Here is a 12,378-nt window from a genome sequence, read left to right on the forward strand (position 1 = left end):
TATGGCAGCGTTGCTGTTCAATCGTTTTACTCTGGCCTTCATCGGTCTGGTATTGCTGAGTCTGGTGATCTGGTTCATCGGCCCTTTGGTTTACATCAAGCCGTATCAGCCACTGGAAAGCGAAAACGTGCGCTGGGCCCTCATCGCCGCGCTATTCACCATCTGGGTGATCAAGCTACTCTTTCACTGGTGGCGTGCCAAACGCATGAACGACAAGCTCATGGGGCAGATCGCACGGATCACTGCTGGCCGTGATACCCCCCAAGAACTTGCACCTGGTCAAGAGGAGGTGACTGAACTGGAGGGGCGCTTCAAGGAGGCCGTAGAGGTTCTTTCCAAGACTCGCTTTGGCACTACCGAAAGCGGCCTGTTAGGCCGCTTCACCAAGCGCTACGTGTACCAGCTGCCCTGGTACCTGATCATCGGCTCTCCAGGATCGGGCAAGACCACGGCACTGGCCAACTCGGGGCTCGACTTTCCACTGGCCGAACAGTTCGGCAGGGGCTCAATCCGAGGCGTGGGCGGCACACGCAACTGCGACTGGTGGTTCACAGACCAGGCCGTGCTGCTGGATACCGCCGGCCGGTACACGACGCACGACAGCGATGTCGTGCAAGACAAAGCCGCCTGGTCGGGCTTTCTACAGCTTCTGAAGCGCTTTCGCGGTCGGCAGCCCATCAATGGCGTCATCGTGACGCTCAGCGTACAAGAGCTCTTGAGCAGTACCGAAGCGGAGCGCGCGCGCCTCGCCAAGACCATCGGTGCGCGGCTCGGGGAGTTGTGCGATGAACTGGCAATCAAGTTCCCGGTGTACGTACTGATCACCAAGGCCGACCTGCTGGCGGGCTTCAACGAATTTTTCGGCCAGATGACGCGCGACGAGCGCGCCCAGGTGTGGGGCTTCACCCAGCAATACCGAGAGAATGTGCCGTCCAACGATGACCCTACGGCCCAGTTCACTGCAGAGTTCGACGCGCTGGTGGCACAAATCAATCGCCTGTTGCCCCATCGCCTGCTGGCGGACCCGGATCTTGCCCGGCGTGGACTGATCTACGGGCTGCCCCAGCAGTTTGTGGGCCTGCGCGAACTGGTGCACCAAACGTTGCAGGAGGCTTTTTCATCCTCGCGCTTCAAAGAGAAGCCCCTGTTCCGTGGCGTGTATTTCACCAGCGGTACGCAAGAGGGCATGCCCTTTGACCGTGTGCTGTCGGCACTCAAGCGGCGGTTCGCCATCGCCACCCCGCTGAAGCCTGGAGCAGGGCAGCAAGGCAAGAGTTTTTTCATCGAAACCCTCTTCAAGAGTGTGATGTTCAACGAAGCGGGGTTGACAGGCCGCAACGCCAAGAAAGAGCGGCAGCTCCGACTGCTGCAGGCTGGCGGTCTCATCGGCTTGGCTCTGGCACTGAGTGGTGCTGCGCTGGCCTGGGGCATCAGTCACCAGAACAACCTGGGGTACCTGGAGGAAGTAAAGACCAGTGTGGGCACCTTGCGACAAGCGGTCGAAGAGGCCAAAACGGGCGACCCGGAAAATCTGGTGGCGCTATTGCCGATGCTAGACCATGCGGAATCCCTCGCCGTCAGTGAGCGCTACACAGGCTCGCCACCGCTGAGTTGGCGTTGGGGCCTGCTGCAGGTCCCGAAAGTAGAGACAGCAGCAGACACCACCTACCTGCGCCTTCTGGAAGATGCGTGGCTGCCCGGTATCGTGCGGCAGTTGCGCCGCTCGTTGCAGCAAACCTCGACAAGCAACCCCGAGGCCAGCTACGAAGCGCTGAAGGCATATCTGATGATCCATGACGCCGATCGCTTCGACGCCCGAACGGTGAAGGCATGGGTCCGGCACGAATGGGACGCCAGCCTGACGCCGCAACTGCTGCAGGCGGGCGTGGGCGATCGCCTATCTCACCATCTGGACCGGCTCATGGACGAACGCGTGGTGATATCGTCAACCCCGGTCGACACCGCACTGGTGGCGGAGGTACGCCAACGCCTGGCACAGATGTCCCCAGCGCAGCGGGCATATAGCCGCTTGAAGCAACTGCTGATCACGGGCAATAGCCTGCCAGCGGACTTCAGCGTCGTGCGGGCCAGCGGCCCCGAAGCACCCCAGGTGTTCAGCCGCCGCAGCGGCCGGCCCCTGACGCAGGGAATATCCGGACTGTTCACCTATGACGGATACCACGGTGTGTTCCTGCACGAGCTGCCCAAGGTCACAACGCTGCTGTCCAAGGAAGAAGGCTGGGTGCTGGGGCAGGCGGACGGCAAGCGCAGCACCGCTCAGGAGGTATTGACCGGTCAGGTCGCCAACGAGGTGAAACGCCTGTACCTGATGGAGTACGCCAAGCTATGGGAGGACTATCTGGCCGACGTACGCCCCACCCGCATCGGATCACTGGACCAGGCAGGGGAGCAGGCTCGCCTGTATTCATCTGCCAATTCGAGCCTGGAACAGTTCATCCGCGCCGTCGCCAAGGAGACGACGCTTGCACGCCGCCCCGATGCAGATGCCGATAGCAGCGGCGCCAGCACCAGCAGCTGGCTGGGAGATAAGCTGAACCGCATTCGCGAGGAACAGCGGCAGCTGAGCAGGCTAACCGGTAAGCAGGTCAACGTGGGAGGCCTTACGCCCAGTGGAACGCTCGAAGCCGACATCGTGGACTTCCGCTTCCGCGAATACCGCCGGCTCGCGACCAGCAACGGGTCGGGCCCTTCGCCACTGACACAGAGCCTGCAGGTACTCAACGAGGCATCTGCCGTGATCGCATCGGCGCGACAGCAGGTGAAATCGGGTGGCACCATCCCGCCGACGCTGTCGTCGACCCTTGAAAGGGTGCGTGCAGAAGCCAAGCGCCTCCCTCCGCCTCTCAACCTGATGTACACCGATCTGGCTGAAGCGACATCCACCCTGGTCGGACGGGACGTACGCAGCACCATTGGCGGTAATCTGAACGCGACCATCGGGGACTTCTGCCGCCGCGCCGTGCTGGGCAGATACCCCTTCACACGCAGCGCAGGACGCGACGTCACCGCTGATGATTTCGCCAAACTGTTCGCCATGGGTGGCGTCATGGACGAATTTTTCCGCAGCACGCTACAGCCCATGGTCGACATATCCGCTTCCACCTGGACCTTCAAGCAGGGTGTGGACGGAACGCCGGTCGGAGGATCTGCGTCGCTGGCATCCTTCCAGAAAGCGGCCACCATCCGCGATGTCTACTTTCGGGCAGGAGGCAAGGCACCCGGTATCCGTCTGGACATCAAGCCCATCGAGATGGACGCGGCCATTTCGCAGATGGTCTTGGACGTGGATGGAGACGTGCTTCGCTACCAGCACGGGCCGCAGATCCCTAAATCCATGAATTGGCCAGGCACGCGGGGCACAGGCCAGGTAAGGCTGCAGATCACGAGCACCAACGGTGAAAACTCGGGATTGGTCACGGAAGGTCCATGGGCGCTACATCGGCTATTTGACCGCGCACAGCTCCTTCCGGGCAATGCGCCGGAGAAGTTCTCCGCGATCTTCAACGTAGATGGGCGCCGGGTACGGTTTGAAGTCACTACCAGCAGTGTGTTCAATCCATTCCGCCTCAAGGCGATGGAAGAGTTCGAATGCCCAAGCAACCTTTGAGCAACGACCTCCGCAGCATGCTGGCGCCTTCTTCTGTCGCCTGGTACGGCAAATTGCCAAGCCTGGGTGACTTCGTGGGCAGGCGTATGCCGCATGCCCTCAGTAGCGAGTGGGATGCGTGGATGCGAGAGGGGATGGAACAACTGCGCCGGGCAGACGGCGCAGGCTGGTCGGATACCTTCGTGAACGCCCCGTTGTGGTTCTTCATTGCCTCTTTGAGCACACAGGGCTCACCGGTAATTGGCGCACTCGCGCCCAGCGTGGACCGTGTCGGGCGCTATTACCCACTCACCGTGATGGCAACGGCGCCGCATGCGGGTTGCCCATTTGCAGACGACGTGCAGGTCAAGGCATTCCTCGCGGGAGCGCGCTCTGCCATTGTGGAGGCACGACGCCGCGCGCTTTCTGTGGATGACTTGGATCGACGTGTCAGCCTGTTGCCCAACCCCTTCGGCACCACACTGCCCAGCGAGCGCGAGCCATCTCTCATCCAAGACATCCTGTTGGACCTCCACGAGGCTTCGCAAGCTCACCAAGCAACAGCAAGCGATCTCGCTGAAAACATCACGCTGCCTGCAGGCGAATGGAGAGCGCACACGGCTCTCTTTGGCGAGCAAAGCCTGTGGTGGATATCTCCCACCCATCGCCTGGAATCCCAGGAACTGGTGCATCACGGCAAGGCCGACCGCTGGCTCTTCGCTCAATTGTTCTCCAAACATTGACGGAACCCGCCTTCCCTGGATCAAGGCCCCTTCACCATGACAAACCTCGACGAACTCCTGAACGAAGCTCCCTCCGCGCCTCCGTGCGGCCCCGAGATGACCTATGCGGCGGAATTTCTGGCATTGGAGCAATTGGCCCGCGGAAAGGTCGAGCAGCAGTACGGCGACACCATCATTCCCGCCGAAGATCCCGACTGGCAATCTGTGGAAAGCAATGCCTTGCAACTGCTGGTGCAGAGCAAGGACATGCGAATCGCCGGACTGCTGTGCAGATCCTGGACAAACACCGAAGGGCTCATCGGTCTGGCCCGCGGATTGGAGTTAATGGGAGCCCTCCTGGCAAAGTACTGGGGCGACATTCACCCGCTGCCTGAAGACGGCGACTATTTCATGCGCATGAACGCCGTTGCCATGCTCAACGACGTGACCGGGCTGCTGCGCGAGTTGAGGCAAACGGAGTTCCTCGCCTCCAATTTTGGTCACTTCACAGTACGCGACGCAGAAGTGCTGGCGCGCGGACAGCGTGCGGAATCCAATGCACAGCTCACCATGGACCAACTGCGGCTGGGCATGGCTAACGCCGTGGAACAAGGGCACGCCCTGCTTGTCGCGGTCCCCCGAGCGAAAGAGGCGCTAGAACAGCTAGTGCGGTTGTGCGACGACAAGCTGCCCCACCACCAGCGGCCCGACATGGGCAACATTCAATCATTGGTAGCGCTGCTCCACAGCCTTCTGCCCAAGTCAGAACAAGCCGTTGCCGTTTCCAAAGGACTAGGCGACGGACCAGATGTAGTTGTCACCGCCGTGCCAGCCGTCGGCCAGGAGATCAAGACCCGGGAGGATGCGATCAGACAGTTGGTCAAGATCGCCGAGTTCCTCGAATCCACCGAGCCCACCAACCCCGCCTCGCTCCTGATTCGCCGATCCGCAAAACTGATGGGCATGAGCTTCATCGACCTCCTTCGCGAGCTCGCACCACAAAGCCTTCAGCAGATCGAGTTAATCACAGGAGTCCAGCCTGAACAGACCTCTTGAACTACGAACTGTAACAGTCGCTACGCAGGCAGATCGGATACTGAAATACAGAAACAGTAGCCCCGTTCAACGCATACAGGCTCCACGAAATTGTGGACTTTCCCACCTCCCAGTGGAGATTCTTCGAAGCATGCGCGTCATGGTCACCCCAAGGGCTGTGTGCGACAAAAAGACCGTCCAGGAACGACTCGTTTCAGCCACGACAAACCGTAGCGAATTCACACAACTTTGTAAGCATTTGAACCGGCAACCACGAGGTCTCGGCCAAAGGTTGATCGAACCAGACAACTTGAGAGAGAGGTAAACATGTCAATCACCAAAGTGGGAAAAAGCGGGCAGAAGTTCATCGCACGAAACCGGGCGCCACGCGTGCAAATTGAGTACGACGTGGAAATCTATGGGTCGGAGAAAAAGGTGCACATTCCCTTTGTCATGGGCGTGATGGCCGACCTGTCCGGAAAGCCGCTTGAAAACTTACCGGAAATCGCCGATCGCAAATTCCTGGATATCGACATCGACAACTTCGATGCCCGCATGAAATCCATCAAGCCTCGCGCTTCCTTCCTGGTGCCCAACACACTCACTGGTGAAGGCTATTTGAGCGTGGATCTGACGTTTGAAAGCATGGATGACTTCTCGCCTGCCGCGGTGGCCCGCAACATCGGCCCACTCAACACACTGCTGGAGGCTCGCACCCAACTCCATAACCTGCTTTCGTACATGGACGGTAAGCAGGGAGCAGAAGAGCTGATCCGCAAGGTACTCCAGGACCCTGCACTGCTCAAGTCACTGGCTGCGAGTGCCAAGCCCGCCGCAGAAGCCGCTGAGACGCCAGCTCAAAACGACGCCGCCTGAGACATCCCTGCCAACGGAGATCACCCATGAGTGCAGTAGTAGCCACCACAGAATCAACCACCGCCCAGTCGCTAGAAGGCCACGACTTTGCGGCCTTGCTGAACAAAGAATTCAAGCCCAAAACCGACCAAGCACGCGACGCAGTAGAAGCTGCCGTACAGACGCTTGCACAGCAGGCGCTCGCATCGGTAGCCACCATCTCCAACGATGCGTACCAGACCGTGCAAGCCATCATTGCAGAGATCGACCGAAAGTTGTCCGAACAAGTCAACCTCGTGATTCACCATGCGGAGTTCCAGAAGCTTGAAGGCGCCTGGCGCGGCCTACAGCATCTGGTGACCAACACCGAGGTGGACGAGATGCTCAAGATCCGCGTGATGAACATCTCCAAAAAGGAGCTTCATCGCAACATGCGACGCTACAAGGGCGTGGGCTGGGATCAGAGCCCCATCTTCAAGAAGGTTTACGAGGAGGAGTACGGCCAGTTCGGCGGAGAGCCCTTTGGATGTCTGGTGGGCGACTACCACTTCGACCACAGCCCGCCGGATGTCGAACTGCTGGGGGAAATGGCCAAGGTGGCGGCAGCAGCCCACTGCCCCTTTATCTCCGGCGCATCTCCCGCGCTGATGCAGATGGACTCATGGCAGGAACTGGCCAACCCTCGCGACCTGACCAAGATATTCACCAACACCGAGTACGCCGCTTGGCGCAGCCTGCGCGAGTCCGATGACTCCAAGTACATCGGCCTCGCCATGCCACGCTTCCTGGCCCGCCTTCCCTACGGCGCCAAGACCAATCCGGTGGACGAGTTCGACTTTGAAGAAGAAACTGCCAGCGGCAACCACAGCAAGTACTGCTGGGCGAATTCGGCGTATGCCATGGCGGTAAACATCAACCGCTCTTTCAAATACTACGGCTGGTGTACATCCATCCGCGGCGTGGAATCCGGCGGCGCAGTGGAGAACCTGCCCGCACACACATTTCCCACAGACGATGGTGGCGTGGACATGAAGTGCCCCACCGAAATCGCAATCAGCGACCGCCGGGAGGCGGAGCTTGCCAAGAACGGCTTCATGCCGTTGGTACACCGCAAGAACTCGGACGTTGCAGCCTTCATTGGTGCGCAGTCGCTGAACAAACCCGCCGAATACTACGACGCCGACGCTACGGCGAACGCCAACCTCTCGGCACGGCTGCCTTACATGTTTGCGTGCTGCCGCTTCGCGCACTACCTCAAGTGCATCGTGCGCGACAAGATCGGCTCGTTCAAGGAGCGCAGCGACATGGAGCGCTGGCTCAACGACTGGATCATGAACTACGTCGATGGGGATCCTTCCAACTCTTCCCAGGAGACCAAGGCACGAAAGCCCCTGGCCGCAGCTGAGGTTGAGGTGAATGAAGTGGAAGGCAATCCGGGGTACTACACCTCCAAGTTCTTCCTGCGCCCTCACTACCAGCTCGAAGGGCTGACGGTATCGCTGCGACTTGTGTCCAAACTGCCTTCTGTCAAAGAAGCAGGCAACTGACCGGCGGCGGTCCTGCCAGGAAGAAGGCACACGCTAACAAAAGCTAGCGTGACTCCATCGCTGTTTTCGCGACCTGGCGCCTCACCCAACTTCCGCTGATTGACCTGCCGTCGTTTGCAGGCAGGCAGGCAGGTACTTTTCACGAATTTGAGTCCAAGCGCACCGCTACTCGGAAGGGCCGCAGTGCATGCCCCACCTTCGTCGGATGACCGACATCGCAATCGATCATCCGTCAAGGCGATTTAGCACGCCGGCACCCAAAATGATCAACATCAACTTTCAACGTGACTGCCATTCTCTTTGACTCCCAAAGCCCGTTGGACCTTCAACTCCATCGCGTCAAAGACGCGATCCGGGCTGAGCCCTCCAAGGCCTCGCTGCGCACTTTCTATTTCCAGTTGCTAGCGGTACTTGGCGACTGGGACAAGGCGCTGGCGCAGTTGCAGGTATGTGCGCAGCTGGATCCCAAGGCCATTCCGATGGCACATGCCTATCGGGAAGCCATGCGCTGCGAATTGCTGCGCACCGAGGTGTTTGAGGGGCGTCGCACCCCTTACATCCTGGGGGAACCGCCTGCATGGCTGAGTTACATGGTGGACGCCCTCAAAGCAGAGTCAGAAGGGACTCCCAATGCTGCGCTGCAATTGCGATCCCTTGCCTTGGACATGGCACCGGCTCGCTCCGGAAAGCTCAATGGCGAACCGTTCGAATGGCTGAGCGATTCCGACTCGAGGCTGGGGCCAGTGCTGGAGTTTCACACCAACGGCTGCTACTACTGGGTTCCCTTCTCAGCGGTGCATAGCATCGCCATGGAAAAACCCGCAGACCTTCGAGACCTTGTGTGGCAACCCGCAGAGCTGGTGCTGGTCAACGACAGCACGCTAAAAGGCCTGGTACCCACGCGCTATCCGCTGCAGGCTCACGATGACGACGGCCTGAGGCTGGCACGACGCACGGAATGGGCAGAGATCGGTGACGAGCATGTGGCAGGCCGGGGGCAACGAATGTGGGTCTCTGACCAGGGAGACCACGCATTGCTCGATGTGCGCACTATCTCCTTCCTGGATTGACGTATTCCTGTCATGCAGTCCAGAAGACTGAGCGGTTTTGGAACCGAAAAGGATCGCCTGCAGCCGGCTCTGCTGGATCGCCTGACCGACCATGAGCCCACCCAACGGACGGAGCAGGCCGATGCTGTGTATGTCACCGAGTCGCGCCTGCGCGGCGCGTTGCTGCGCGATCTTGGCTGGCTACTCAACGCAAGCAATGCTTCGGGACACATCGACTTTTCCGGACTTGCGCATGCTGAAAGATCCACCCTGAACTATGGGATGAATCCCCTGGCGGGCAAGCTGCTTTCCGATCTGGACTGGAAAGACGTCGAAGCCAATGTGAGCCGCGCGATCCTGGCGTTTGAGCCCCGGGTCCTGCCCGACTCACTGACGGTGACTCTCCTGCCGTCGTTCGATTCACTCAACCACCACAACACTTTGCAATTCGAAATCCGATGCCAGTTCTGGTCCATGCCCTACCCTCTGGAGCTGCTGCTCAAGACGAGCCTGGACCTAGAAACCGGTCAAGTGGTGTTGTCGGACCTTAGAAGCTGACCCTGAGAACACACCGATGAATCCGCGTCTGGTGGAGTACTACAACCGAGAGCTGGCCTACCTGCGTGAGCTGGGGGCCGAGTTTGCTGCCGCATTTCCAAAAGTGGCCGGCCGGCTCGCGCTGCGAGACCTGGATGTGGCAGACCCGTACGTTGAACGTCTCCTGGAGGGGTTCAGCTTCCTGACCGCGCGGGTGCAGATGAAGATGGACGCCGAGTTCCCACGGCTTTCACAACGCATCCTCGAGATGGTGTGCCCCCACTATCTGGCCCCCACCCCCGCCATGGTGGTCGTCCAGATGTCTCCCAGCGATACCGAGGGCAACGTGGCAGACGGCTATTGCCTGCCCGCTGGCAGCATGCTGCGCTCACGCAAGACCCATGATGACCAAGTACCATGCGATTTTCGTACTGGGCACGACGTCACTCTATGGCCTATTGCACTGTCCCGCGCAGTTCTGGGTGGGCCTCCTCTGGATCTCCCACTATCCCGCTTCGGATTGCAGCATGAGCCGGCAGGGCATTTGCGCCTGGAAATCGAAACCCAGGGGGCTACCGACTTCGCGCAACTGCCGATGGATCGGCTGGATATGTACATCCACGCATCTGACGCTGTGGCGTCTCATCTGCAGGAGCTGTTGCACGAATCTCTCCTCGGCATCGTGGTGCACGATGCACAAGACCCGACCCGGGTGCACGGATACCTCTCAGCCCACGCCCTTCGTGCCGAAGGGTATGAACAGAGTCAGTCCTTGCTGCCTTATTCGCACCGGGCGTTTCAGGGGCACCGGCTGCTGCATGAGTATTTCGCCTTTCCGCCGCGCTTCCGGTTTTTCTCCATCCAAGGTCTGGCGAGTTCGCTACAGGTGATCCCTGGGAGGCGTCTGGCCATGACGCTGCTGCTACGCAAGGCAGCCCCAGACCTCGAACCGGTGGTGGATAGACAAAATTTCCTGTTGCACTGCACACCCGCGATCAACCTGTTTGAGCGCATGGCGGACCGCATCCACGTGTCGGCCGGTGTCAACGAGTACCACGTGGTGATGGAACGCACCCGCCCACGCGACTTCGAGGTGTACAACGTGCTCAGCGTCACCGGCCACCAGGAGGGCCAGGTGAACGACCGGGAGTTCGTTCCCTTGTATGCCTCCGTGCACGGCATACGCTCAGACGACCAAGCGTACTTCGCTGTACGGAGGGAGCCCCGGCTGTTTTCGGAGCACGCCGTTCGTTTCGGGCCCCGGACCCAATACCTGGGCAGCGAAGTTTTCCTGTCGCTGGTGGACCAACGAGCAGCCCCTTTTTCAGACGATCTCAAGCAGCTTTCGGTACGCACCCTGTGCACAAACCGCGATCTGCCTCTGCTGATGCCGATCAATCAAGCCGGGGGGGATTTCATCACCCTCGACTCGGCGCCCATCGGCGCCATACGCACCGTCGCTGGACCATCGCGACCCATGGGCAGCGTGTCAGAGAACGAGATCACCTGGAGATTGATCTCGCATCTGTCGCTGAACTACCTCGCGATGACCGACCTCTCGGAGCAGGAAGGCGCAGCCACGCTTCGCGAACTGATGAACCTCTATCTCGCCTTGGGCAACCATGCCCTCACCGGCCAAGTTGCCGGGCTGAAGGAAGTCAGTATTCAACCCATCACCAGACGCCTTGCTCAACACAGCCAGCTGATATACGGCCGGGGAGTGGGGATCACACTCACGGTCGATGAATCTTCGTTCGCTGGCGTGAGCGCATGGCCGCTAGCCTGTGTGCTCGAGCGCTTTTTCGCGCGCCATGTGGGTGTCAACAGCTTCACAGAACTGTCTTTGCACTCGCGGCAACGAGGGCCACTCGCCAAGTGGGACGCTCGCCCAGGCCAGAGGCCGAATACATGACCGGCGCAGCATCTCCAACCGGGGAAGACCCGTTGCAGCGGCATGATGGCAGCGCCGACCTGTGGCAACGACTGCGCAGCGATCCACACGCCTTCGATCTGTTCTTCGCGTTGCGATGGCTGCAGGCTCGCCATCCGGACCTACCGGTTTTGGGCCGCGCTGCGCGCCCGCAAGCCGAGCCGATCCGCCTGGGACAGGACCCTTCTCTCGCCTTCGCCCCGGCCACCATCGCGGAGGTGCTGCCAGCCGTTGCAGGCCAGCCGGAGCGGTTGATGGTCTGGAACTTCGGCCTGTATGGTCCCAATGGCCCGCTGCCTACCCACCTGACGGAGTACGTCCGCGAGAGACAGCGCCAATACGACGACCCGACGCTGGCCCGGTTCTCCGACATCTTCCACCACAGGCTGCTGCTGCTGTTCTTTCGCGCATGGGCCGATGCCCAGCCCACAGTATCCCTGGACCGGCCCGGTGACGGGATGTTCGGGCGCCACCTGGCCAGCATCATTGGCATCGGTGAACCATCAGCACGACGCCGCGATGCGGTGGACGACCACGCCAAGCTTCACATGGCCGGGCACCTCACGCGCATCACCCGCAATCCGGAGGGCCTGCAGCGTGCCATCGCCAGCTACTTTGGAGTGCCCGTCGCTCTGAACGAATACTGCTTGCATTACTTGGAGCTCGAACCCTCGCAGCAAACCCGTCTCTCGCGGCATCCCTGCAACTCTCAGTTGGGGGTCGATACGGTGGTGGGATCCAGGGTTCCGGATGCGCAAAGCAAGTTCCGGCTTCGCATTGGCCCCATGACACTGGCGCAGTACGAGCGCTTTCTTCCGGGCCATCCAGATTTCCAGGCACTCGTGGACTGGGTGAGGAACTACCTGGGTATCGAGTACGCCTGGGATTTCGAGCTCGTGCTACAGCGTGAGGAAGTCCCCGGCACGCGTCTGGGAGGCGGAACCCGCCTGGGCTGGACCAGTTGGATGCTCGACGGCCCTGCGGCCTCTGATGCGGATGATTTCCGTCTGGACCCGGAAAGCTGGTTGCATTCGCGCAGCCAGCAGGTCAGAGCGCGCGCGACCATGCCTCCGGGCGCATGACAAACCCTCGTTGT

The 12,378-nt window shown here is 60.3% G+C and carries 9 protein-coding genes; all 9 read left to right on the top strand.

Going from position 1 to position 12,378, the window contains the following annotated elements:
- The first annotated feature begins 1 nt into the window (after position 1).
- The 9 genes from tssM (at position 2) to tssG (ending at position 12,364) form a co-directional block, all read left to right on the top strand.
- Positions 2-3,628: a type VI secretion system membrane subunit TssM gene (gene tssM, locus ACTJKQ_RS01865; RefSeq protein ID WP_440595823.1), complete on the top strand. Its 3,627-nt coding sequence runs from the start codon at positions 2-4 to the stop codon at positions 3,626-3,628.
- Positions 3,610-4,350, top strand: a complete 741-nt coding sequence (gene tagF, locus ACTJKQ_RS01870; protein WP_440595824.1) for a type VI secretion system-associated protein TagF — start codon at positions 3,610-3,612, stop codon at positions 4,348-4,350. Before tssM ends, tagF begins: the two co-directional genes overlap by 19 nt.
- Positions 4,351-4,386: 36 nt before the next feature.
- Positions 4,387-5,385 carry a type VI secretion system protein TssA gene (gene tssA, locus ACTJKQ_RS01875; RefSeq protein WP_288850672.1) on the top strand — a complete coding sequence of 333 codons (999 nt, stop codon included), beginning with the start codon at positions 4,387-4,389 and terminating at the stop codon, positions 5,383-5,385.
- A 306-nt stretch (positions 5,386-5,691) separates the two neighbouring features.
- The gene (gene tssB, locus ACTJKQ_RS01880) at positions 5,692-6,240 is read left to right on the top strand and encodes a type VI secretion system contractile sheath small subunit (RefSeq protein WP_056059615.1); all 549 of its coding nucleotides are present in this window, start codon (positions 5,692-5,694) and stop codon (positions 6,238-6,240) included.
- A 26-nt stretch (positions 6,241-6,266) separates the two neighbouring features.
- Positions 6,267-7,766: a type VI secretion system contractile sheath large subunit gene (gene tssC, locus ACTJKQ_RS01885; RefSeq protein ID WP_056059618.1), complete on the top strand. Its 1,500-nt coding sequence runs from the start codon at positions 6,267-6,269 to the stop codon at positions 7,764-7,766.
- 284 nt (positions 7,767-8,050) lie between these two features.
- Positions 8,051-8,836 (top strand): type VI secretion system accessory protein TagJ, encoded by a 786-nt coding sequence (locus ACTJKQ_RS01890; protein ID WP_056059620.1) that lies wholly within the window; start codon positions 8,051-8,053, stop codon positions 8,834-8,836.
- A 12-nt stretch (positions 8,837-8,848) separates the two neighbouring features.
- Positions 8,849-9,373, top strand: coding sequence for a type VI secretion system baseplate subunit TssE (tssE, locus tag ACTJKQ_RS01895; protein WP_056059623.1), 525 nt, complete (start codon positions 8,849-8,851; stop codon positions 9,371-9,373).
- Between the two features lie 16 nt (positions 9,374-9,389).
- The gene (tssF, locus tag ACTJKQ_RS01900) at positions 9,390-11,264 is read left to right on the top strand and encodes a type VI secretion system baseplate subunit TssF (protein WP_056059625.1); all 1,875 of its coding nucleotides are present in this window, start codon (positions 9,390-9,392) and stop codon (positions 11,262-11,264) included.
- Complete coding sequence (gene tssG, locus ACTJKQ_RS01905; protein WP_056059627.1) at positions 11,261-12,364, top strand: type VI secretion system baseplate subunit TssG; 1,104 nt, start codon at positions 11,261-11,263, stop codon at positions 12,362-12,364. Before tssF ends, tssG begins: the two co-directional genes overlap by 4 nt.
- Positions 12,365-12,378 lie beyond the last annotated feature (14 nt).

The sequence above is a fragment of the Acidovorax sp. 22279 genome (assembly GCF_052045435.1).
In the GTDB taxonomy this organism is placed as follows: Bacteria; Pseudomonadota; Gammaproteobacteria; order Burkholderiales; family Burkholderiaceae_C; genus Acidovorax; species Acidovorax delafieldii.

What these genes read in the sequence shown, in the direction of transcription:
- tssG (WP_056059627.1), top strand. Translation starts at nt 11,261, where the DNA reads ATGACCGGCGCAGCATCTCCAACCGGGGAAGACCCGTTGCAGCGGCAT.
- tssE (WP_056059623.1), top strand. Translation starts at nt 8,849, where the DNA reads ATGCAGTCCAGAAGACTGAGCGGTTTTGGAACCGAAAAGGATCGCCTG.
- tssB (WP_056059615.1), top strand. Translation starts at nt 5,692, where the DNA reads ATGTCAATCACCAAAGTGGGAAAAAGCGGGCAGAAGTTCATCGCACGA.
- tssF (WP_056059625.1), top strand. Translation starts at nt 9,390, where the DNA reads ATGAATCCGCGTCTGGTGGAGTACTACAACCGAGAGCTGGCCTACCTG.
- tssC (WP_056059618.1), top strand. Translation starts at nt 6,267, where the DNA reads ATGAGTGCAGTAGTAGCCACCACAGAATCAACCACCGCCCAGTCGCTA.
- tssM (WP_440595823.1), top strand. Translation starts at nt 2, where the DNA reads ATGGCAGCGTTGCTGTTCAATCGTTTTACTCTGGCCTTCATCGGTCTG.
- tssA (WP_288850672.1), top strand. Translation starts at nt 4,387, where the DNA reads ATGACAAACCTCGACGAACTCCTGAACGAAGCTCCCTCCGCGCCTCCG.
- tagF (WP_440595824.1), top strand. Translation starts at nt 3,610, where the DNA reads ATGCCCAAGCAACCTTTGAGCAACGACCTCCGCAGCATGCTGGCGCCT.